General features: G+C 34.4%; 19 protein-coding genes and 1 pseudogene. 4 read left to right on the top strand and 16 right to left on the bottom strand.

The window, feature by feature from the left end; genetic code table 11:
- Positions 1 to 702: 702 nt before the first annotated feature.
- Entirely contained in the window at positions 703 to 1,185 is a 483-nt protein-coding gene (locus ACE1TI_RS08675; protein WP_375007188.1) for a hypothetical protein, read from the top strand.
- 16 nt (positions 1,186 to 1,201) lie between these two features.
- Here the strand turns inward: ACE1TI_RS08675 and cysC are convergent, their stop codons facing one another.
- The 4 genes from cysC to ACE1TI_RS08655 form a co-directional block, all read right to left on the bottom strand.
- On the bottom strand, positions 1,202 to 3,028 hold the full coding sequence (gene cysC, locus ACE1TI_RS08670) for an adenylyl-sulfate kinase (protein WP_375007187.1): 1,827 nt from the start codon (positions 3,026 to 3,028) through the stop codon (positions 1,202 to 1,204).
- 1 nt (position 3,029) lies between these two features.
- Entirely contained in the window at positions 3,030 to 3,929 is a 900-nt protein-coding gene (gene cysD, locus ACE1TI_RS08665) for a sulfate adenylyltransferase subunit CysD (RefSeq protein WP_483860644.1), read from the bottom strand.
- Between the two features lie 619 nt (positions 3,930 to 4,548).
- Positions 4,549 to 5,601 (bottom strand): homocysteine S-methyltransferase family protein, encoded by a 1,053-nt coding sequence (locus tag ACE1TI_RS08660; protein ID WP_375007185.1) that lies wholly within the window; start codon positions 5,599 to 5,601, stop codon positions 4,549 to 4,551.
- Positions 5,602 to 5,695: 94 nt separating this feature from the next.
- The gene (locus tag ACE1TI_RS08655) at positions 5,696 to 6,616 is read right to left on the bottom strand and encodes a LysR family transcriptional regulator (RefSeq protein WP_375007184.1); all 921 of its coding nucleotides are present in this window, start codon (positions 6,614 to 6,616) and stop codon (positions 5,696 to 5,698) included.
- A 392-nt stretch (positions 6,617 to 7,008) separates the two neighbouring features.
- On the opposite strand from ACE1TI_RS08655, the gene ACE1TI_RS08650 reads away from it, so the two are divergent.
- The 3 genes from ACE1TI_RS08650 to ACE1TI_RS08640 all read left to right on the top strand — a co-directional run bounded on the left by ACE1TI_RS08650 (position 7,009) and on the right by ACE1TI_RS08640 (position 8,999).
- Positions 7,009 to 7,902 carry an LCP family glycopolymer transferase gene (locus ACE1TI_RS08650; protein ID WP_375007183.1) on the top strand — a complete coding sequence of 298 codons (894 nt, stop codon included), beginning with the start codon at positions 7,009 to 7,011 and terminating at the stop codon, positions 7,900 to 7,902.
- Positions 7,903 to 8,146: 244 nt separating this feature from the next.
- Positions 8,147 to 8,413 carry a helix-turn-helix domain-containing protein gene (locus ACE1TI_RS08645; RefSeq protein WP_375007182.1) on the top strand — a complete coding sequence of 89 codons (267 nt, stop codon included), beginning with the start codon at positions 8,147 to 8,149 and terminating at the stop codon, positions 8,411 to 8,413.
- A gap of 85 nt (positions 8,414 to 8,498) precedes the next feature.
- Positions 8,499 to 8,999 (top strand): competence protein ComK, encoded by a 501-nt coding sequence (locus tag ACE1TI_RS08640; RefSeq protein WP_375007181.1) that lies wholly within the window; start codon positions 8,499 to 8,501, stop codon positions 8,997 to 8,999.
- A 370-nt stretch (positions 9,000 to 9,369) separates the two neighbouring features.
- Here the strand turns inward: ACE1TI_RS08640 and ACE1TI_RS08635 are convergent, their stop codons facing one another.
- The 12 genes and pseudogenes from ACE1TI_RS08635 to wecB form a co-directional block, all read right to left on the bottom strand.
- The gene (locus ACE1TI_RS08635; RefSeq protein WP_375007180.1) at positions 9,370 to 9,504 is read right to left on the bottom strand and encodes a hypothetical protein; all 135 of its coding nucleotides are present in this window, start codon (positions 9,502 to 9,504) and stop codon (positions 9,370 to 9,372) included.
- A 218-nt stretch (positions 9,505 to 9,722) separates the two neighbouring features.
- A complete protein-coding gene (locus ACE1TI_RS08630) occupies positions 9,723 to 11,138 on the bottom strand; it encodes a UDP-glucose dehydrogenase family protein (RefSeq protein ID WP_375007179.1) in 1,416 nt (471 codons plus the stop codon).
- Between the two features lie 89 nt (positions 11,139 to 11,227).
- Positions 11,228 to 11,950: pseudogene (locus ACE1TI_RS08625) on the bottom strand (NAD-dependent epimerase/dehydratase family protein); the annotation flags it as partial.
- Between the two features lie 759 nt (positions 11,951 to 12,709).
- On the bottom strand, positions 12,710 to 14,176 hold the full coding sequence (locus ACE1TI_RS08620; protein ID WP_375007178.1) for a lipopolysaccharide biosynthesis protein: 1,467 nt from the start codon (positions 14,174 to 14,176) through the stop codon (positions 12,710 to 12,712).
- A 42-nt stretch (positions 14,177 to 14,218) separates the two neighbouring features.
- The gene (locus ACE1TI_RS08615) at positions 14,219 to 15,295 is read right to left on the bottom strand and encodes a nitroreductase family protein (protein WP_375007177.1); all 1,077 of its coding nucleotides are present in this window, start codon (positions 15,293 to 15,295) and stop codon (positions 14,219 to 14,221) included.
- Between the two features lie 87 nt (positions 15,296 to 15,382).
- Positions 15,383 to 16,603: a polysaccharide pyruvyl transferase family protein gene (locus ACE1TI_RS08610; protein WP_375007176.1), complete on the bottom strand. Its 1,221-nt coding sequence runs from the start codon at positions 16,601 to 16,603 to the stop codon at positions 15,383 to 15,385.
- A gap of 73 nt (positions 16,604 to 16,676) precedes the next feature.
- Positions 16,677 to 17,642, bottom strand: a complete 966-nt coding sequence (locus ACE1TI_RS08605) for a glycosyltransferase (protein WP_375007175.1) — start codon at positions 17,640 to 17,642, stop codon at positions 16,677 to 16,679.
- A gap of 93 nt (positions 17,643 to 17,735) precedes the next feature.
- The gene (locus ACE1TI_RS08600; RefSeq protein ID WP_375007174.1) at positions 17,736 to 19,058 is read right to left on the bottom strand and encodes an O-antigen ligase family protein; all 1,323 of its coding nucleotides are present in this window, start codon (positions 19,056 to 19,058) and stop codon (positions 17,736 to 17,738) included.
- Between the two features lie 4 nt (positions 19,059 to 19,062).
- A complete protein-coding gene (locus tag ACE1TI_RS08595) occupies positions 19,063 to 20,190 on the bottom strand; it encodes a glycosyltransferase family 4 protein (RefSeq protein WP_375007173.1) in 1,128 nt (375 codons plus the stop codon).
- A gap of 79 nt (positions 20,191 to 20,269) precedes the next feature.
- Complete coding sequence (locus ACE1TI_RS08590) at positions 20,270 to 22,009, bottom strand: asparagine synthase-related protein (RefSeq protein ID WP_375007172.1); 1,740 nt, start codon at positions 22,007 to 22,009, stop codon at positions 20,270 to 20,272.
- A 148-nt stretch (positions 22,010 to 22,157) separates the two neighbouring features.
- Positions 22,158 to 23,306, bottom strand: coding sequence for a glycosyltransferase family 4 protein (locus ACE1TI_RS08585; protein ID WP_375007171.1), 1,149 nt, complete (start codon positions 23,304 to 23,306; stop codon positions 22,158 to 22,160).
- A gap of 1 nt (position 23,307) precedes the next feature.
- Positions 23,308 to 24,432, bottom strand: a complete 1,125-nt coding sequence (gene wecB / locus ACE1TI_RS08580) for a non-hydrolyzing UDP-N-acetylglucosamine 2-epimerase (protein WP_375007170.1) — start codon at positions 24,430 to 24,432, stop codon at positions 23,308 to 23,310.
- Positions 24,433 to 24,435: the final 3 nt, after the last annotated feature.

Here is a 24,435-nt window from a genome sequence, read left to right as displayed (position 1 = left end):
TTGAAAGAGTATAGTTAGTTCGGGAAATGTCGCGAGTGTAGTCTGGGCATTCCCCTTCTTTATCCATGAAACATTTGAATTTATTTTGAAATTGTTTCAGGAGTTTGGTCCCTTCTCTTTTCCTTCTATTATGTATATTATTATCTGTTCCCTACCCTACAAGCCTACAAGAACAATTTCAGCCTTTTTGCAAAACTTGATGATGTAGTTGTCATTGTACCTTTCATACTTGGCTTCCCTGTTTTTAAAGTCACTGGGACCCAAAAACATACATAAATAAAATGCCATATAGACGTTCTGTTCACACAGTTTCCTTTCGATAATTTACATTTCTCGAACCTAATCATGCACAGCTTTTTCCTACAGTTAAATTTTGATTATTTTCTAATTGTTCAATTATACTTTTCATCCCAAGAGCTTTCGAGTGTAACTGAATCTTCTATCATCACGTCCATTCCTTCCGGTCGATTATCACCTTTAAAAAATGGCCAGCAGCTTCCGATGAAAGAGTCATCCTACATATTAGAAAAACAAATGCAGCGAACCGCCATGTGTATTCTGCAGTTTACGAATCCATTACAGCCCATATAAAGTTCAGCTGTCAGACCTTATACCTTTCTCCGTTTTAAGAAAAGTTACCCTTTACGCTTTGTTTATAATAAAACATCTACAAACTGAATAGGCATAGTACAAAAAGGAGAAGTGCGGTATCAAAGACAAGGGAATATACTAAAAGCAGCTTTTGCAGCGATTTTATTAATCTTGATCATCGTTCTCTTTTTTACTTTTTCGCAATCGCCGAGTAAACAGGCTATGGAAACGGTTGAAATGTTTTATGAGTATGAACAACAAGGGGATTTTTCTCAGTCCTGGGAATTATTCCACTCTCATATGCAAGATAAATTTTCAAAAGGGCACTATATCCAGGACCGTGCGCATGTTTTTATGAATCATTTTGACGTCACCACATTTTCGTTTACATTGGATAAGCCTGAAAAAATGGAAAACTGGCAGATGGAAAAAGACACTAGTAAGTTAGATGAAGTTTATAAGGTAAATGTGATCTCCAAACCTTTAAAGGGAAATACGGTCATTTTGATATATCTAAAGAAGATGAGGAATGGAAAGTGCTATGGGATTACAATAAATAATAAAAAGAAAGCTGCTACCCTAATGCTCGGATAGTAGCTCCCTACAATTTCTAATCCAAATACTTCATAACTTGTTTTACAACATAATCGGTTGCTTCTTCTAGGGTGTACTTGCTTGTATCAACTTCAACTTCTGGGTTTTGTGGTGCTTCGTATGGGCTGGAGATGCCTGTGAAGTTTGGTATTTCTCCTGCTCGTGCTTTTTTGTACAGGCCTTTGACGTCGCGCTGTTCGCATTCTTCGAGCGGGGTGCTGACGTAAATTTCAATATAGTCTTCACCGATGATGTCTCTGGCATTGTTCCGGTCACTTTCAAATGGTGAGATGAATGATGTTAATGTAATCAGGCCGGCATCATTCATAAGTTTGGAGACTTCGGCAATACGGCGGATGTTTTCGACACGATCGCTTTCTTTGAAGCCTAAGTTTTTATTCAAGCCGTGTCTTACATTGTCACCATCCAGTAACATGGTGTGGTGTCCGGTCGATACGAGTCGTTTTTCTACGGCATTGGCCAGGGTTGATTTGCCTGAACCGGAAAGGCCAGTGAACCATAATGTTATTGGCTTTTGTCCTTTTTGCTGGGCACGGATGTCTCTTGTAATATCTGTTTCTTGCCATTCTACGTTTGTGGAGCGGCGAAGAGAGTGCTCAATCACCCCGCAGGCGGATGTCATGTTGGTAACGCGGTCGACTAAAATGAGTCCGCCTAATGCTTCGTTGTTGTCAAATGTATCGAACACCATCTTTTCAGACAGAGATATATCACATTCGGCTAATTCGTTTTTGTGAATTTGATCGGCTGGAATTTCGTCTCCTGTGTTCGTGTCAATCTTATGTTTAATCGACATGACGGTACCAGGAAGAATTTTTGTTCCTATTTTTACTAGGTAGTTCCTGCCTGGGACAAGCGGAGCGTCATCCATCCAAAGAATGTTTGCGGTGAACATATCCGTTACTTGAACCCGATCGGTGGTTGTTAATACGCAGCCACGGGACACATCAACTTCACGGTCCAATTGAATGGTGGCAGGCTGTCCAACAACCGCAGATTGAACTTCTCTATCGGTCACTAACAGGCTTTTCACGGTCGCCTTTTCTTGGCTTGGAAGGGTGGTTATCTCATCCCCCACTGCAATGTTTCCGGCTTCGATTTGCCCTTGAAAACCACGGAATTCGTGATTTGGCCGGCTCACACGCTGCACTGGCATGGAAAAGCTGTCTTGTTCGACGTCTTTGTGAACATCAATGCCTTCTAGATACAGAAGCAGTGGCAGTCCGTTGTACCAAGGGGTGTTGCTGGACCTCTGGGTAATGTTATCGCCTTCTGTGGCGGAAACCGGAATAACTTCCACACTTTCCAGGTTAAAACTATTCGTCAGCTGCATGAACTCCTGCTTAATTTCTTCAAAGCGTTTCTGGTCATAACCGATTAAATCCATTTTGTTTACGGCTAAGACAAGGTGCTTGATTCCCATTAAGGCACAAATTCTGGCATGACGTTTGGTTTGCGTAATAACCCCTTGGGTAGCATCTACTAAAATAACCGCAAGATCAGCAAAAGATGCTCCGACCGCCATGTTCCTTGTATATTCTTCATGACCCGGCGTGTCTGCGACGATAAAAGAACGATCATCGGTTGTAAAATAGCGGTACGCCACATCAATGGTGATCCCTTGTTCTCTTTCGGCCATTAATCCATCAAGAAGTAGGGAATAATCGATTTCGCCGCCGCGGCTTCCTACTTTACTATCAAGCTCTAAAGCTTTTTCCTGGTCGGCAAATAATAGTTTTGCGTCATAAAGCATATGCCCAATTAAGGTTGATTTGCCGTCATCTACACTTCCGCACGTGATAAATTTTAATAGACTCTCCATTTTAGAAATACCCCTCTCGTTTGCGACGTTCCATGCTGCCAGCAGCTTCTTGGTCAATCACCCGGCTTGTTCGCTCGGAGGAAACTGCACCTAATGTCTCTTCAATAATCTCATCCAGCGTATCTGCATCTGATTCCACCCCGCCAGTAAGAGGGTAGCAGCCTAGTGTTCGAAAACGAACTTTCTTATACACTATTTCTTCATGTGGCTCTAGTTTCATGCGGTCATCATCTACCATCATGATATTATCTTCCCGATAGACAACCGGTCTTTCCTTTGCATAATAAAGAGGGACAATATCAATATTTTCTTTTTTAATGTATTGCCAAATATCTTTCTCGGTCCAATTCGAAAGAGGAAAGACGCGCATGCTCTCGCCTTTATTAATTCTCGTGTTATACAATTTCCACATTTCAGGCTTTTGGTTTTTCGGGTCCCAAGCATGGTTTTTATTACGGAACGAAAAGACACGCTCTTTTGCACGAGATTTTTCCTCATCACGCCTTCCACCGCCAAAGGCAGCATCAAATTTGTATTTATCCAATCCTTGCTTTAAGGCTTGCGTTTTCATAATGTCGGTATAGGAAGCTCCATGATCAAACGGATTAATGCCCTGCTCGACACCTTCCTGATTGGTATGTACAATCATTTCAATCCCTAATTCCTCCGCTTTCCGATCACGGAAATTAATCATTTCTTTAAACTTCCAAGTGGTATCGATATGCATGAAAGGAAACGGCGGTTTCTCCGGATAAAAAGCTTTCATAGCAAGATGAAGCATCACAGAACTATCTTTTCCAATCGAATAAAGCATAACCGGGTTTTCACATTCTGCCGCTACTTCTCGGATAATATATATCGCTTCCGCCTCAAGTTGATCGAGGTGAGTTAATTCCTGCATCAAAATGCGCCTCCTCTATAAATGATTTTTTTCATCATTTTTAAAACGGCGATTTCCGTTTAGATTAGTATATCATATAAGAATACTCGGGTTAATGTTTTTTAAGGAAATGGTACATTCTTTGTTATTATGTAAAGATAGAGAATAAGAAAAATGGGCAAAAAACCCTTATCATCTAGGAGTTATGGCAGCTAATTAATAATTTTAACTTTTTTATTTTTCTAAAAACTTTACTTCTTTTGTGATGGGCTGCTTTTGAAAAGAATCCGCTACAGGCGGACGCTTTCACTTCCACAGGATGTGGTGGCTTCTACGTTGCACACAGGACGTACTTCCGCAGGACGCGGTGGCTTCTACGTTGCACACAGGACGTGTGCGGTTTTAGTAGAAGTTCCTTTTCCTTAGTAGAAGTTCCTTTTTCTTAGTGAGTACGGCGGGCGTTTTTTACCACGTATGCAATCTTTTGTACCAGCTTTTGCAGAGACCTTACCAGTCTTAAAAATGGATGCAGCTTCAGTTAATGAAGAATGCATCCATCTTGTTCAAATAAGAGCGCCCGAGTAAAGCCATATTTATTATCGCTTTCCTGCTTCCCCTCTTTCAATGATCACCTTATGACTTATGCTTTTTTACTGTAGTTTAGATTATGATCCTTTAGCGTTTTATCTTTCCCGAATAAGAAGTGTTTCTCCATATCCGGTGAATATTTGGAATTAATGGTTTCGTAGCCTATCGCTTCTGCTACTGCTCTGATCATCGCAGGTGAGGCCCCGCAGCAAAGGCCAATATAATTAATACCAATATCTTTTGCTTCTTTCGCCCATTCCGCTAATTCGTACCGATTGTGATAAAGCGGGTCTAAGGATGTCGGGAACGTGGTTTCGGTCGGTAAGGAACAACTGCATCCTCCATCGGGCAAGTTGAAGAACGTCGGGTGTTCTTCTGTCGTGCGATATGGAATGGGCAATCCACCGACATATCCTTCTACCTCATTTCTAATTCCCTTCAGGTATGGCTGCATCGTATTTGGGCCGCGGAAACAGTTCATCCCAACCACTAACGCACCTTTTTCAGAAAGAATTTTACAGGATTCTTCAACGGTATACCCATCCCGCAGTATATTTTCGCCCATCAGCCCTAATGTAACGACTGCCGGCAGACCTTGTTTTTGAATTTCCTCTAGCGCAATAACGGCCTCTTCATGGTAATAAAAAGTTTCCGCATTTATAAAATCAACACCTTCTTCTTTACACCACGTGGCCATTTCTGCAAATATACTTCTTACTTCTTCCGCAGAATCAGCATCTTCCGGATCAAAAATATTCGTATTCGAAATGTTGCCTGCAACTAACGCTTCTTCTGTAGGATGTTCTTTCGCCACTTCCTTCGCCAAACGAATCGCACTCCGGTTTAACGGCTCATGTAAATGTTCTTTACCTATAATTCTCATTTTTTCACGGTGGGCATTATAGGTGAAAGCTAAAACCACATCTGAACCGGCATTCATGTAATCTCGATATACTTGCTTTAAAACCTCCGGGTGCTCCAGCGCTACTTCTGGCACAAACGATCCTGCCTGTAAATAACCTCTGCGTTCCATTTCAAATAAATATCCTTCGGCTACAACGACTGTGCCTTCGTTTAATCTTTGTTCTAAACTTCTTTTCCCCACTGCTAACCCTCTCCTTTAGTAATGTAGGGTCAGTGTAGCATTGAATGATGGTATAGCATAACACGTAAATTCTATGCTTTGTCATAGTTTTAACCTATAGCAAAGTTAGTTCTTCGGCAATCGTTTCCTTTAAGAAATTGATATAAATCGTTGCCAGCGGGCTGTTAGCCACATTCTTATGTTGAATATACCCGACTGTAATGCTCTCATCCACCTTAAGCGGCACCGCCACAATATCATCGTCGTTGATGTCATAACTGATTACCCCTGTGGAAATCGTGTATCCCTTCAATCCTATCAGCAGATTAAACAACGTGGCCCGGTCACTGACACGAATATTTTTACGCCTTGAGATGGTGCTTAATATCTCCTCGGAGAAATGAAACGAATTATAGTCCCCTTGTTCAAATGACAAATACGGATAAGGATCCAAATCAGCTAAGGTAACATACTTCTGAGCCGCGAGTGGATTAGTTGAACTGATGAACACATGCGGCTTGGCCTGAAATAGCTCATGAAACGTTAAATTTCCTTCTCTCAGAAACTTCCGAATGACCTGTTGGTTAAAATCATTTACATACAAAATCCCAATTTCACTGCGAAGGTTTTTTACATCATCAATGATTTCATACGTCCTCGTCTCTCGTAACGTAAACTCATATTCATCCCGATTATAATTTTTCAACAGCTTCACAAACGCACTGACCGCAAAGGCATAATGCTGGGCAGATACAGAGAAATGCTGCTGCGGGGATTGAGCCGCATTGGCATAGCGGTTTTCAAGCAAGTCTGTCTGTTCAACCACCTGCCTGGCGTAACCTAAAAACTCTGAACCCTCTGACGTAATAACAATCCCCTTATTCGTACGAGAAAAAATCGCAATCCCCAGTTCATTCTCCAATTCTTTAATCGCATTCGACAGACTCGGCTGACTAATAAACAATCGATGTGCAGCTTTACTAATCGATCGTTGCTTCGCCACTTCAATCACATATCTCAATTGTTGCAATGTCACTTAAACTCCTCCTTCCTTTGTTTTGAGATGGTGCGTAGACTTCGCTCTTCTCCATGCAATTCCAGCATGTAGCGGTATGGGAACATAAAAAAGTAAACAAATGTCATGCCAAAAAGGGGCACGCTCATTCATTATACAGGAGGTTGGTAAACGACTCTGCATAAGGTGGTAAAAAGCTCCGCAAGGAGTGGTACAAAAGATTGCAGGGCTGGTACAAATTAAGTGCAGTATTCACTTAGCCGACAACCGCTAGAGTCGCCGCTTTCGCTCCTTCTTTTATTAAAAAAACAACTAAAATTAGCAGCTTATAAACTATTGAAAAATTCCCACAATTTGTCTATACTTAAAAAGCTTTAAGAAAATTTAATATGGATAGATGGGAGAAACGGCTGATGAAAAAGTTGCTGTTTATTGGGACAGGTGTCATCATCTTGGGGATTTTGATCGTTGGCGGGTACTCATTTTATTTATACTCTAGTATTTCTGATACAGCCAGCAGTGTGCATGAAAATATAGTAAGAGAGAGTACTCAGCGGGAGGCATCCGCAAAACTTGAAACGGGCGATCCCTTGTCTTTTTTGTTTTTAGGCATTGATAACGAAGATTCGGATGCCGGCCGTTCAGATACGATGATTGTGATGACCGTTAATCCACATGATGATTTGATGAAAATGGTAAGTATCCCCCGTGATGTCCGCACCGAAATTGTCGGACGCGACATAAAAGATAAGATTAATCATGCCTATTCTTTTGGCGGGGCGCAAATGGCAATGGATACAGTCGAAACTTTTCTTGATATCCCAATAAACTTTGTCCTTTCTATTAATCTGGAAGATTTTGAAGATATCGTCGATGCGGTGGATGGCGTAACGATCGATAACACATTTGCTTTTGAACAAAATGGCATAGAGTGCCCTGAAGGAGAACTTGACTTAAACGGCGAAGAAGCACTTGCTTATGTAAGAATGCGAAAGGAAGATCCAGAGGGTGATCTTGGTAGAAATGAGCGCCAGCACCAGATTATAGATGCCGTTATGGAAGAAGGTATCAATCTTTCATCTATCATTAATTTTCTTAATATTCTTGAAGATAATGTTCGCACCAATATGACTTTTGACGATATGATAGATTTACAGGAAGACTACCGATCCACACGCCGTAACGTAGAGGCACTTAGCATGACCGGTGAAGGGATCACGATAGATGGGATTTACTATATGGAAATCCCAGAAGAAATTCGCAGCGAGGTATCTCAAACACTTAGAGAGCATTTGGAGCTAAACTAAAAAAGACGGCATCCCGCATATTGCGGATGTCGTCTTTTTTTCTTATAGCGCTGTTTTCTAAAAAGATTGTTTGGTAATATTATTGCTCATATCACAGATACCTCTTAAGATGATCTGCCCCCTTGATTTCCCGGCTTACTTGGCTGGGAAAAATTTATTCTTCATAATTAACACTTATTTCCATTTAGTGTCCTTCAGGGCGTGTTCACTTTTTCCCTTTTCCTAAATAATTGGAAAAAAAGGGATGGGAATTGTGTTAAATGAGGATATGTTTAAAAAGACCTTAGGAAGGTTTTTAAGATTAAAGAGAATAGAAAAAGGTATAACTTTAGAGGAATTAGGACACATCGCGCAGGTTGATGACAAGCATTTAGGAAAAATTGAGCGAGGTAACAAAATCCCCCGGTCTGATACCCTTTTCCAACTTTTAATTGCATTGAACGCTACTAACGTCCGAATATATGACATTCTAGCAGAATATAAGTCTATTAAAAATGAAGATGACAGGTAACCTCTATTTTCCCCCTCTTCCCCTCACATCTCACCTCTATATCATTCGCACGTTGAATGAACCCCACCAAAGGAGTGCATGATCTATGTATGAAAAAGTTGTTGATCATTACGAAATAAATTCGAGTACGATGGCGCTGCTGTCTGTGGCTCACACGGACTACAATGGGATTGCTTTAGAAGCACACCAGAAGGTTTTCGTCCGGAAGACACCGATTCAACTGATAAAATCCGCTTGTTTAGATAGCGGTTCGAGCTATGAAGGAAGGCGAATGGCGGTTACATATCAAACGGGCTCGAAACAGAAAGTACCGATTCCGGTCGACCCACTCCATCACATCTTCGCCTTCCCCACCCATTCCCCAAGAGCCTTTGAATGCAACTGGATCTTCTACCACCACGTCAGCTCCATCCAAGCCTATAGATCCCCACAAGAACCTTCGATAAAATCAATCATCACCTTTAAAAACGGCCAACAACTGCCAATGAAACAATCCGCTTACATATTAAAAAACAAATGCAGCGAACCGCCATGTGTATTCTGTCATTTACGAAACCCCTGGAACACGTGTAAGAGAGAAAATTGACAAGTAGCTTCAAACCATTTTCCTAAAAACAAAATCAGCAGGCAAGCGTCACTCTTTCTACCATGAACGATTCTTACCTGCTGAATTTAGTGGTTGATATACGTGACATTATCATTAGCAGCTACCTCTTTTTGTAATCGCTCGATTCTAGATATATAGAACGCAGCTTCTTACACGGGCTGAGGATCCCATTCTATATATCATATCGTTTAATCAAACGTTTGATTAAATAGACCCGTGAATATTATACAGCGTTTCAAATGCTGGAACATGACTTTAGGGAAGAAAAGAGCTGCCTTACACATAACCTAAATATAAATTTTTAAAATTGGCAATATTTAATGTGAAAAGAGATAACGCTGCAGCTTGATCAGACAGATTCCTTTCGATACATTTCCATCTCTTGAGATAAGTGCTGAACGGCTGTTTCTACTGTTAATTGTTGATCCTGTTCCGCTCGTTCTATAAAACGTTGCATCAGCTTTACTAGTTCTTCTTTATTCATGTCTTCCTCTCCCTTTGAATCTATTATCTATAGTGACTATAAACAAAAACACTGCAGGTAAAAAGGTACCTTGGTTTGATAAGTACTTCGTAAAATCATTACATTCCAATTTCTAAATTACGTGTAAAAAGGGTCTTCTATAGTGATAAAGGATTTCTTATTAATAATAATTAGACCTAGAAACAAAGGGATTAGGACAGTACTGTAGACATATAGAGCTACCTAGTTTCATTTTCATCACCCTCTCTATACTTTAGACATAGTTGGGAGGGTGATGACATATCGGTCTCTTGAACAATTAAGAAGTAACAGGAGATTCTTTTTCCGTTTTTGATTCCTGGTCTTCCGATAGAAAAGTATTTGATACCTTTCTCTTTTGCTTCGTTTGGTTCGTAGCAGTTTCGTCCGTCAAATAAGACTGGGTCGTTTAGCCATGCTTTGTAGTCTTCTAAGCTTAGTTCTTGAATTTCTCCCCATTCCGTTAGGATCATAGCAAAGTCTGCTGCTTTGCATGCTTCTTCTGGGTTTTCTGCATATTTCACAGCACCTGGTAATACCTTTTGTGCATTTTCTTTAGCGATTGGATCATAACCAATGACATTAGCCCCTTGAAGAATTAATTCTTGAGAAATGGTGATTGAAGGAGCTTCACGCATATCATCGGTGTTTGGTTTAAATGCTAAACCAAGGAGGGCTACTGTTTTCCCTTTTAAGGAACCAAAGTGTTCAGTGGCTTTGTCAACTAACAACCTTTTCTGTTTTTCATTTACTTTCATAACGGATCGCAGTAGCTCAAATGGTTCGCCTGCTTGGTCTGCTAGTTGGACTAAGGCACTGGTGTCTTTTGGAAAACAAGAGCCGCCGTAACCAATACCCGCGTTCAAGAACTTATTACCGATGCGTTCGTCTTGTCCCATACCAGCTGCAACATCTTCTACATTAGCTCCAAGGCGATCACAAAGGTTTGCAATCTCATTTATAAAGCTAATTTTCGTTGCTAGAAAAGCATTGGATGCATACTTAATCATTTCAGCACTACGGATATCTGTCTTATAATTAGGAATTCCAAATGGCAGGTTAATCTCTTCAATGGTTCTGGCTGCTGCTTCTGTATCTGCTCCGATTACAATGCGATCCCCTTGGAAGGTATCCTGAACCGCAGAACCTTCTCGTAGAAATTCTGGATTAGAGACAACTTCAATGTTTACATCAGCAACTAGGTTGTTATGAATTAATTCCCGAACATAATCGTTTGTTCCTACGGGGACGGTACTCTTTGTAACAACGACCATATCTCTTTTGGCATGTTGAGCTATACTTTTGGCTACTGTTTCGATAAATCTAAGGTCAGCTGTCCCATCTTCCTTTTCGGGTGTACCAACAGCAATATAAGCCACTTCCGCACGTTCAAAGCCATCTAGATAACTACTAGTAAAATGAAGACGGCCTCTCTCTATATTTGCTTTCATTAAATCTTCTAATCCTGGTTCATAGATTGGGGATGCACCGCGATTCATCTTTTCTACTTTTGCTTCATCTATATCAATACAAGTAACGCTGTGACCAATTTCTGATAATGCCACACCAGTCACTAGTCCAACATAACCGGTTCCCACTACAGCAATATTCTTCATTATTTCCCTCCTTCGATGGGTAAAGTCTTCACCTAATCAAGCTCCCTTACATAAATGAAAGCTCTTTCCAAAAATGAAAAGAGCTTTAATTACGACATTGTACTAGGAGATACAAGTTTCGTTTTAACGTCATAGTATTGTAGATACCAATCTACAAATTTCTTTAATCCTTCATCTATTGATGTCGTTGGTTGAAAACCAGTTGCTTGATGTAAATCATCAATATCAGCATAGGTAGCTTGTACATCACCTGGCTGCATTGGTAAAAACTCTTTCTTTGCTTCCATACCAATGTGTTTCTCCAACGTTTGAATAAAATCCATTAACTTCACGGGTTGATTGTTTCCAATGTTGTAGACTTTATATGGTGCATAGCTGGAACTTGGATCTGGATTTTGTCTATCCCATTCATCATCTGGTTTTGGTGGTTGATCAATCAGACGTATAATTCCATCAACAATGTCATCTATATAGGTAAAGTCTCGTTGCATATTCCCTTCATTAAACACTTTAATTGTATTTCCTTCAAGGATGTTTTTCGTAAACGAGAAATATGCCATATCCGGTCGCCCCATTGGACCATAAACAGTAAAGAAACGTAACCCTGTTGTTGGAATGCCATATAAATGACTATACGTATGAGCCATTAATTCATTAGACTTCTTCGTTGCTGCATAAAGACTAACTGGATGATCGACATTATCTGAAGTGGAAAAAGGCATCTTTACATTCGCTCCATAGACAGAACTTGAAGATGCATAGATTAAGTGATCTACTTTTTAATGACGACAAGCTTCTAATATATTTGTAAAAAACCGACAAACAGTAAATATCGATAATTTTATGTATTGAAGTGAACCATCTCTGCCATTTAAAGAACCAGGACTTTGAACCTCTTTAAAAATTTCAAAACACGGTCTTTACAAGGAGGGGTGGTAATGGTAATCTTCCTTGTAAGGCAAGCTCCTAGCTACCGTTTCTTGCCAAAAACCATTACCCAGAGTCTCCTTGTAAAGACCCTAATATGAAACGCAACCAATTTGATCAGGAGAAAATACCCGTTAATATTAATATCAAAAACATGGTAAGACTGATTCTATTTGATGGTAATATTCAAAATTTAAGGATTGCAGAGAAAAAGCCATCACCCTTCACTATCAACCTCGTATGACTTTTTCACCATGCCAGAGACAAAATCAAGATGTCCTCATGAAGAACATTTGTCCTTTAGCGGTGGCTGACACTGATTTTCCTATTTTACGCCGTAACGACCCTTAAGAACTATTTTTTAATAACTTTAATTGAGCCAATTTCCTAGAGTTACCCCGGCAACACGGATTGAATTTCTTAAATTTTATTCAATAGGGTTCTTCGTACACTCAGTTCCTTTAAATAAGAAAATGGAGAAATTCCTCCTTCGTGAAACTTCCATTCGCTTTCTTTATACTGATTTACCATCATTAAACGATGCCTTTTTTATTAATTTGAGTCGAATGAATCTATTTACTATAATACGTACCCACAATTTAAAAGTAAGATAAAATTGCCGTAATGATGATCTATTCAGTTGTTCAATCACTCTTACTCTTTTTTTTAATAGTAGTAATTAAAAAAACCATATTTCCCCTATCATTTATCCATTGAATGGTTATATATACAAATACACCAATCATTACGGTTATAATTAACTGTATTAATTCATTAATACCACTCAATAGAAAGCTTAGTATTACAATAATTAAAGTCATTGATATATTTGAAAAAATAATTTTTTTAAACATTTGGAAATACTCTATTATGCTATATTTCAGTTCTTTACCAACGTAAAATTGCAAAATAACTGCTTTAGTAATTGTGTATAGTGCATACAATATTAGAATAATTGTGAGTCCCATATAACTGAATAATAATAAACTAATAAAATAAATTACATTAGTAAAAATGTCTATCATTAATACTGAATTAGGCCTATTGACAGAATACAACATAGATGTTGCAATGTTTGCTGTTAGTACTTGAAATAACATTGCAAAAGACAAAATTCGAATTACTTCTATTGAACCTGACCAATCATCTCCAAAAAATACTGGGATTATTAAGTGAGAGGTTAATGCCAAACCAACAAAAATAGGAAATCCTACCATTGCGGACATGTATGTAATTTTCATATAAGCATTCTTTAAATTAGAGAGATCTTTTTTTAATCTCGAAAAAATTGGTAGCAATACTCTAGAAAAAGAATTTGTCATAACGGTTTGTAGTTGTAATATTAATCTTTTACCAAAGTAATAAACTCCTAAAACATCAGAAGATAAACTACCTCCAATAATAATTTCATCTAAACGCTGACTTACAAATGTTAATATTTTCTTTAAAGAAATTGATATTCCGAAATTTAAAAAAGGCATTACTTCTTTAATATTAAAGTAGAACAATATCCTTAAATCTGTTCTGTTAAAAGCAATTAAAATTAATAGTATTGTATTAAATGTTGAGGCAATTATAGTTCCATAAACATACCCTATTATTCCGTAGCCAAGCCAAATTAATAGACTTGATGCTAAAATATCTATACTAGTTTTGGAAATTTGGATTATCGATAAATTTCTAAATAACATTTTTTTTTGTATATATACCCTAAAAACACTTGACATACTATTAAAAATTACTGTTATAACCAGTAAACGAATAATGCTCTCTAAGTTTTGTAAATTATAAAAGTTTTGTATATATGGTGCTAATATATAAATTATACAAGCAATAGCAGAAGTTAATATCAAATTAAAATAGAATAATGATGATATTTGAGTTGATGTAACATTGTCTCGTTGAATTATCGATTCGCCTATTCCTACATCACTAAGTAAAATTGATAATCCTATAAATAAGCTAATCACTGCAATATAGCCAAATTCCTGTGGTTCTAGCAAAAATGCTAATACTATTTGATATACAGGGGAAGTAAAAGTTGTAAACAAGGTATTTAAACTTGTCCACTTGACTCCACTTATAGCCTTATTCTTTAAATTATTTTCCATTGATAATATCACTTCAAACTTTCTATAAAAACTAAGTGTACTTTATATATTATACTGTCTTAATTCATGCAAGTTTTTCTTTTTTGAATATGCAACTTTTCCAGTTTCATCAGGATATCCGATTCCTATTAGCATTATCACTCTTTCACAATCTTTTAAACTCAGAAAATCCACAATACTCTCCTCAAGACTTTCAATATCAGGCCAGTTAATTATACATGAACTTATACCTTGTGTCTCTAAAGCCAAAATAAATGACATCGCAGCTAATGATGAATCAATATATATTAGATGTCGATCCCTTTCAAATGGGTATGCACTTAAGTCCCCCACTAATGCTACCATTGTTGGTATATTATCACTATATCCCTTTGTCCCCATAGGTAATTCTGATAATTTTGATAGCAAATTAGGATCGTCAAAGATTTTAAATTTGAATGGTTGACGGTTACAGGCACTTGGAGACAAAGAAGCTAGCTTAATAGCTTTATCAACTATATTTTTGGGGACACTCTTAGGTTCAAACCATCTTACCGATCTTCTAAATTTAGCTAATTCTAATAAATTTTCATATGATACATTCGGTTTAGCTTTTAAATTCCTAACATAAGGTACATATTTAGTATTTATTAAATCCTCTTCCATATCTATATGTTTAATTTCAGAAAAAACCTTCTCCATTTTATCAATCACTTCGTGCGAACCGGCTACTTCAAAAAAGTTTGTTAACACATCAGATGCCCATTTTAACTCGCCTAGATTAACAAAATCACTACCTTTTTGAGAATCAATTAGTGCTTTATAACAATTTACTGTTTCTTCTAAGTATCCAACAGCAAAGACTTTTCTCGTAGGCCTCATTAAAAGACCTTTTTCTAATCGATGTATGTTCCTCCTTAATAAATACTGGTTAGAGTCCTTATTCTTAATATCTTGTAAGTGTTTTAACTTTCCATTTAGAACGCTATAATGTTCTCGTTTAAATCCACCTGAAAATAGATAGTAAACCGAAGACAAAAATTTTGACTTAGCCATTATTTTTATTAGCATAAAATTTAAATTAGTTTTAATAAAAGTTAACCTTTTATTACTAAAAAATTTTTTGAATATTTTTTTCATATTTTTATCCCGCCTATATACACTGATAATGCAAATTATTTAAACCACAAGAAACTTATATTACTAAAGTAATACATCATTTAAGTTTCAGGCACGTATATTACTTTCCAAAACATCAAAAACATTTCTTGTTTGTACCTCTGTAAGAATAGATCTAATATTATCTGATTCATAGTTCCTTTGCCCTAACATTTTTTTAATTGCATACTCGACTGCGTCGACATTTAAATTGTTCCTAACATCAAAAATATAATCCTCTTGTTTAAAAGACTTTAATAATTCATGATATTTTGTTGCCCACCCCAATGAAATACAAGGAATAGAATTTTTATAGGCATGAACTATAGAATGAAACCTAGAACCTATTATAAAATCAAACCTTTGAACTAATTCATCAAAAACTAAACAACTCATATCATCTGATATTAAAATCACATTATTATTATCTATATATCTTTCCTTTATCATTTTACAAGCTTGAATATCCTCAAATGAATGACGTATAAGATAAACGGTTTTATTTTCTTTTAATAACAGTTTGATAATACTATCATACAAAGACATTATTTGATCTATGTTACCATGCTTGAAATTTTTCATATTAGGTACGATTGCTACACCTTTAATATTATCAAAAAACGTATTTCCTTCTGGAACTTTCTTATAAACATTTAATAAATTAATAGACTTATTCATTAAAACTAAGTCATTAGATTTTTTTACATTAGTTAAACCATAGTCATTTTTTAATAATTTATAACCCTCTTCCTCTCTAGCAAAAATTAATTCAGGATACTGCATATACCTTTTAATGTAATACCTATTTACTATTTTTTCCAAATCACCATACGAAAAAGGCCCATATGATTGGGGCATCATATACATATTTATATTATATTTTTTCGCGAGCATTATCTTTGCCAAATATGCTAGTGACCTTTTACTTCCAAATTGAGATGATAACGCATAACCACTAATGTCAATTATAGCTGCTGTGTTTACTAATATATTTTTAAAAACTGGCAATAAATACTCATATTTAGTTCTAGAGTTTTTGTTAGTTTTCAGATTCCAAATTACTTTATAAATCCCTCCTACCAATTGAAAGATTATACTAGAATCAAATGGTAATATTTCAAAGTTATACTGTTTTTTTTCAGACACTTTTCTTCGATAATCAGCACTTGATAGTAGGATTATTTTAGAATCAGGAAATCTTTTCTTTATTTCATCAACGGCTACAAAGGTCATAGATTGTGCACCTTTATTAAATAATTCGCCTCCAGTTATCAGTATATATTTACTCATTATAATATCCCTTTCTATTAATCTATAAATTTTTTTTTTTTTGAATTTAACATTTTATTTCTATTTTTAATTTTTACTGAACCCTTGTAAAAAATTTTCTATTTTTATTATATTCACTAAAATGATATTTAATTTTTTTAATAGTATAAACTGGATTAAGATATTTATAATCAAAAACTTTAATTTTTGATTTTTTTAAAATAGCGATTGTAGATATCATTTTTTTAATCCCCAGACGATATTTCATGACACTTATAAGGTATCCTGATCCTCTTAGATTAAAATATTTTAAATCCTTAGATGCCAAGTTCAACTTTAAAAAATCACAATAATTAATGTGTGTGATTAGTCTTGCATCAAAAACACCTTCGCTAATATTTACTGACAAACTGCCTCTATTTCTTGTAACACAATATATTATTTTTTGGGAAGTGACGAATTTTTCCATGTAATGGCCTACTTTTGTTGAGAACATTACATCGTTTGAAGCAATGACTTCATCAAAATCAATTTTATTTTTTTCTAAAAAATTTGTATTGATTAACTTCGACCAAGGGACAAAAAACTTATATCTTAAAAACAACTCTGATTCATTGTCTTGTTTCTGAATATAATTACTTATTATTCTCTCTAATGTTTCATGTCTATCTGATAAATTACCAGTTTGACTTTCAACACTTGTAGGGGTAAAAAATACTACGTCATTATTTGTGTTAAAATATTCACTTAATATCTCGTAAAACCCTTCCACAAAATAATCGTCAGCGTCTGCAAACAAAATCCACTTTCCTTTAACATGGTTAATCCCTATATTTCTACAAGAACCCGCACTGCGATTACTTATATCATTTTTATAAAATTCGATATACCGATGGAAGTTTTTTTCTTTTATTCGAAATAAGTTTCTCTTATGTATGCCATCACTATTATCATCAATAATTATTATCTGAATTTCTTGTGAAAGCGGAATAGTTTCAATAAGTTTGTCTAGTGAATCACTTGAATTATAATGCGGAATTATTATCGAAAGGTTAACCATATTGCAATCCTCCTACTAATAAAATAATTTATTATCATTTCAAAACATATAACAGTGTGATTCCTAACCTTATGCAATTATCAGATTAAATAATCACAAGTGTTTTCTTTTAATCTGGCCACCAAATATATATATTGCTAAAAACATATAACACCAAATCCCAATATTATTAGTACTAAAAAAAACCATTTCCCCCATACTGATTAAAATTGCAGCCATTGGGAGATAACTAAAGTACATAAAGTAGGATTTGCTTATTAGTAATATTTTTATAATATATAATATAAAAATAACAAAACCAATTATTCCACTATATGATAAGATTGCAAGTATGATATTCCCCGGTTCAACAATATAATCATAACTAAATTCAAATGTTCTAAAAGGTAACACGGGAACGGCGAAACCATTACCAAACCAAGGACTGTTATTTATATTTGTAAGTAACCCGTTAATTTGATTACTACGAGAAAACAATAGATTATCAACAGTTTGTCCCTTGCTTAAAAAATCATTAAAAAAACTAATAATTTTATTATTAAAAGTTAGAGATATTAATACAGAAAAGAAAAAAGGTAGTATAGTAAATTTTAACTTTTTATTAATATCGCTAAAAAATATATAAGTGAATATTATTAACAAAATGGAAATAAACGCTGTTCTCGATTGGCTAAGAACTACCAAAGTAATTGTCATTATAATAATTGAAAAAGTATATATCTTAATGTACTTTGATTTATTCAGCTTGAGCCATACTAGTGAAATAGCGACAAATAAAACAGATATAATACCAAATACATTTGGCTGATTAGTAATACCTTGAAATGAATACCCATTTGTTTCAAAGCTAAATGATAAACTAATAAATATTACCGAAGGTATAATAACTAATTTTAGTAAATTTAGCATCCATTTAATCCAGTTAATTTTGTCATACGTATAGCCAATACCAATTAAAATTGCAGCAAAAACGATTGCATAACTTAGTAATTTAAAGATTGATACTACAGGCAAAGAACTAAATAATAGTGATGTTATAGTATTATAACCAGTAAATACTATTAACAATAAAAGAATGTTTCTAATTTTATCTGAATCTTTAATTCTCATTTTCAAAAATGAAAATATTAGGTATATAGAACACCCCATGATAATTATCCATTTTACACTCTGAAAAGTCCCTATATTAACAGCTATAACAGGATTAATAATTGTACGAAGTGTAATTATATTCAAAATTTTTATTGCTCCTATTTCCTTTTGTAGCAATAAAAACAATAAGAAAAAAAGGGATATCAGCAGTGTAGTTGAACTAACAAAGCTAAATAATAATAATAAACTTATACCTATCCATTCTAAGTTACTCTTTTTAATCCTAAATCTAGAATCCTCTAATTTATACCCAATACTTACCATAAAATTAATTTTCCTTTTTTAGAACAGTCTCAAGTATATTTAAGTGAGTAGCAGCCATGTTTTCAATGGTGTATTCTTTTGCCTTTTTCAAACTATTAACCGCCATATTTTTCCTTAAACTCTCATTAACCATAATTTGCTTAATTTTATCTGATAAAGTGTCGTTATCGTCTACAGGAATAATAAAACCATTCTCTTTTTCTTTTATCATTTCTAATCCAGCAACACATTTTTCTGTTGTAATTACCGGCAGTCCATTAGCCATGGCTTCGTTAATTACAAGTCCCCATACATCCTCTCTTGTTGGGAGTACAAATACATCACTACAATAGTAATATTTCTTTAATTCATCCTTATCTAGGAAATTAATGAAATGAACATTATTAAGTTTATTACGCTCTTTAAAGTCGGTATACTGTCGTGGAGGATCTCCACCTATTATATAAATACCATAATTTTTTGGAAGATCGATACAAGCTTTTAATAATACATCAATACCCTTTCTAGGAATAAATTGCCCGACTGTTAAAATAACTTTTTCTTCTGTAATATTTAATTCCCTCTTTATTTTATTTTTATCATTTTCACTTACAATAGTATTTAATACATCTTGTCGGGAAAAGGATGTGAAGGGATATTTATAAATGTTTTTTTTAATCGCTTCGTAGTGCTCCAAGTATTTACTTGTATTATTCCCTGTACTCAACCAGTATTTTGCACTACTTATAAAATGCCTTTTTATCATAGTTTTCAATTTACTTTCTTTTCTAACCACACCCCCGTCAGCATTTAAAATAAAAGGGATTTTTTTGAAATTCAATACCTCAATAGCAAGAATTCCAGTAGGTGTACTATAACCACCTATTATAAATAGATCAAATAAATCTTCCTTTAAGTATTTCCTAACATCTAAATTTATTCTTTTATTTGCGTTTAATTTAATCCCCTTTAAAAAGATCGGAGTAAAATTACTAAATTCCTCACTATGCCAACTTTTTTCTCTATTTTTTGATGCTTTTCTTTCAAAAAGAACCGTCAGATTACATAACTTACCTAACTCATTAAAAAAAGATACCCTATAAGGTGAAGGGATATCTGTTAAAAATAACACCTTCAGATTAGATGGTTCCATTCAAAAATCACCGCCTTGTTGAATAATTCTGATATATATCATACCTTGTCTAAATAACTTTTGACTTTTCCTTACCTATTTATTTTTGTTCATTCATCCATTTTGTAGTAAAAAATAATACCCACAAAAAGTTATAAACTCCCACACTCACTGTCTTATTCTTGTTCAATAAGTCAAGTGCATTAAGAATAGGTATTTTATTTATAAATATTGTTAGCTCATTTTTTTCTGATAAAACTACTTCCCTAAAATAAGCTTGTATTTCACTTAGAGCAAAAATTTTTGCGTAAGGAGGTGTAAACCCACTCTTTTTTCGATAAATAAATTCCTTAGGCAAATAATTCTCTAAGTATTTTTTCAAAATTGATTTTGATTCGATTTCACTATTGAAAATATTACTAGAAAGACCTAAATTAATAATCTCATCTTGAAGGAAAGGATAAAATACCCTTATTCCTCTTGAATTAAGGGGACTAAAGGTCTTTGATGCGTATTCTCCTGCACAAGTATGCATAATATCTATCAAACTTATGACGCCACTTTTATCCACTATATCTTCAGCAAAAGAATGCAAGTACTTATTTATTTCTAGATTAAATTCGTTATTTTGCTCTGGTGGAATATCATACATAATATTATCCAATGGGTTCTGTGCCATAACAGAGGCCTGTGATAATGGCGATTGTACACTTCTTCGTGATATTCTCCCTATCTTCTCCACAAATGAATCTTGAGGGTAATTATACACGCCTAAAAATTTATATAGTACAGAGATTGTATTTCTAAACAAATTTGGTACCTTGTATATTTTAGACCATTGAGTTATTTTACCATGCATACCTAGAAGTCCATCAGCACCAACACCATCAATAATTACACCAACATTATTTAGACTTTCTAGTGATGAATTTATTAACATATTTGTAGGTAATACCGAACCATCTCCAAATGGGTTTGAGTAATCTTTACCTAATGAGTTAATAGTTTCTAATATTTTTCTTTCATCAAATTTCTCCTGCATAAATGGCAAATCTAAAATTCTTGCTACATCTTTTGCATGTGCTGCCTCAACATCTTCATCTCCAAAAGAGTAATTAAAAAGAATAACATCATCTCTCCCAACTTCCTTAAACATAGCAGCTATGTATGAGGAGTCCACACCACCGCTAAAATATAAGACGGGATTATCAGGAAGTTGTTTTATGCTATTTGAAATGGTATTATTAAAATCATTTTCCAAGTTTTGTTCTTCAGAATAATACGTTTTAAGTGGTTTCCTTGGGTGAAATACAATTTTAGTGATATTTTCATCACTAACAATAAAGTTAGATTCATATCCACGAGGAATCTTTTCTATATCTTTATACAAACTGGTTCTAGGTAAAAATGCCCCATACTTAAGTAAATTATATACACCTTTAGAATCTAGCTTTCTATTTGAAAAATTCAATAATACTCTTAAATCATTGGACATTACTAAAAATCTATTGTCATTATTGATATACATAATTTCTTCTGGGGAAGCAATTGGTGTTTTAATAGAAAATTCATTTTTTTCTTTGTTAAAGACAAAATCATTATTATTACTTATCAATGAGATACAGTTATAAATGATCTTATTATCATATTCTTCGATTAACTCACCTTGATTTATTTCTTTACTACTAAACCAACAGAACCCAATATATATATTTAAACTTTTAGTAGTTTTCATGGTATGAAATTTATGATAGTAACCATTCTTGCTAATATAAATTCGTAGTATTTCTTTCCACTCATTTATGTTCTCTTTACTGCCAACAACTGCACTAATATACATTTTAATGTCCTCTCTAATTTAACTTTAAGTATAACAAAATTAAGAGCAACCTTCATAACATACACTTAGAAAAGGGAACTATTTGTAAATATGTAATCATTACCACCTATAATACATATTCTGAGTTATTTATTTTTTGAAAATACAATTATAAAGTAAATAAATAAAAGTTTTTCTCTATTTCTTCTTGATTATTCGAGTTTTCCCTACCAAAATGAAATGCCTTTTTTGACATAAATTTGTATTCTTCATTATCCATATTTACACAATACTGAAGAGCATTAACAAAATTAACTTCATCTTTAAGTTTAATATCCCAACCAATATTTTTTTCTTCCAGTCCGATCCAAGGAGTCTGGTTGCTTATAATCACTGGACAACCACCAATTAATGCTTCAGAAATAACATGCCCAAAATTTTCACCTAATGTTGGGAAAAGTAATATATGATGTTTTTTAAAGATAGATATAATTTGGTCGTGTTCTACTAACCCTTTATATAAAACTTTAATATTTTGCGGTAAATGTGCTATTTTTTTTTCACACTCAGACCAATATAACTTATCTTCTATAGGTCCATAAATATTAAATTCTACTTTACCATCAACATAGTTTAAGAACTCTAAAGCCTTTTTAAGATTTTTCTTTGGATGCACTCTTGATATAAATACAATTTTCAGTTCACCTTTTTTCTTTTTGATAACTTTGTCATAATTAAGTTCTTTATAGTTTGCAGTTAAATTCTTAGCAACATAAATATTATTGTCTTCACCAAATATCTTTTCAATATCTTCTTTCTCTTGATATGCTGATGCATGCCATGTGATATTTTTATATAAACCCATTGTTTTTGATATTTTTAGAAAAAATTTCTTCTTTCTGTTTTTTAGATTTAGCGCTCCACTGGAGAATTCTCCTCTAGGTGCAAGAACAATAGTTTTATTTGATAATTGATTAAACTTTTTTAGTATTATAGGTACTATACTAAATTTAAATGAAAAAAAACTATTTAAATACAACACATCAAAATTTATGCTATTAAGTATATCTCTAGTTTTATTAACAGTTAAGTTTGATACATCAGTGTAGAGAACTTTTGCCTCTCCAACCTCCAACCACTCATCTGTTTTCACATCTGGAAATGGCTTATTATCCCCTACATCCCTATCGGAAGTTACAATATAGAATTCAATTCTATATGAAAGGTTATTCACTAAGTTTTTAATTGATTGTATTGGACCGCCCCCTTTAACTCCCGGGAGATACGAACCGGTCATAATCAAAACCTTCTTTCTCACACTATTTCCTCCAAACCACCCTATTAATATAATCAGTATAGGACAATATGATTCTTAATAATTTTTCCGACACATTAGACATACTATAATCTCCAACAAGCCTTAAAGTGTCTTTTTCTTGAGTCTCTAATACCTCAAGTCCTTGTAAAATTCTTTCTTTCTTTAATCCGACCATCATTACTGATGCTTCTTCCATTGCTTCTGGCCTTTCATGAGCCTCTCGAATGTTCAATGCTTTAAAACCAAGAATAGAAGATTCCTCACTAATAGTTCCACTATCACTAAGTACAGCTTTCGCCTTAATTTGAAGCTTAATATAATCATTAAACCCTAAAGGTTTCATTATTTTTACTAATGAATTAAACTTAACCCCTCTCGACTCAATCATTTTTTTTGTTCTAGGATGTGCACTCACAATCACAGGTAAGTTATATTTTTCACCAATTGCTTCTAAACTATCAATCAACTCTAAGAAATTGACTTTTGAATTGATATTCTCTTCCCTATGAGCTGATACTACAAAATAGTTTCCCTCCTCTAGCTCTAATCTTTCTAATACACCTGAATTTTTTATTTCATTTTTTTTCCATTTAAGAACTTCAATCATAGGACTGCCCGTTTTAATAATTCTATCTGATGGAAAATCCTCTTTGATAAGATACTCTCTTGCAATATCGCTGTATGTTAAATTAATATCTGCCATATGATCAACAATTTTCCTGTTAGTTTCCTCTGGAACTCTCTGGTCAAAACACCTATTTCCTGCTTCCATATGAAATATAGGAATTCGCCTTCTTTTAGCTGCTATTGCACACAAACAACTATTCGTATCCCCTAACACTAAGAAAGCATCTGGGTTAATTTCCTCCATGACGGGATCTATTTTAACTAGAATATTTCCAATCGTTTCTACGGCTGTTCCAGTTGCGGCATTAAGGAAGTAATTAGGCTTCTTTAAATTAAAATCTTTAAAAAACACTTCGTTTAATTCATAATCATAGTTTTGACCTGTGTGGACAAGTGTATGATCGATAGCATTTGACTCTTCTAATTTATTAATTACAGCTGACAGCCTTATAATTTCTGGTCTTGTACCTACAACTGTCATGACCTTCAGCCTCTTCACTTT

Source organism: Alteribacillus sp. JSM 102045 (assembly GCF_041949975.1).
In the GTDB taxonomy this organism is placed as follows: domain Bacteria; phylum Bacillota; class Bacilli; order Bacillales; family Marinococcaceae; genus Alteribacillus.
The sequence above is the reverse complement of the archived record's forward strand: the minus strand, read 5'-3'. Positions and strand labels throughout refer to the sequence as shown.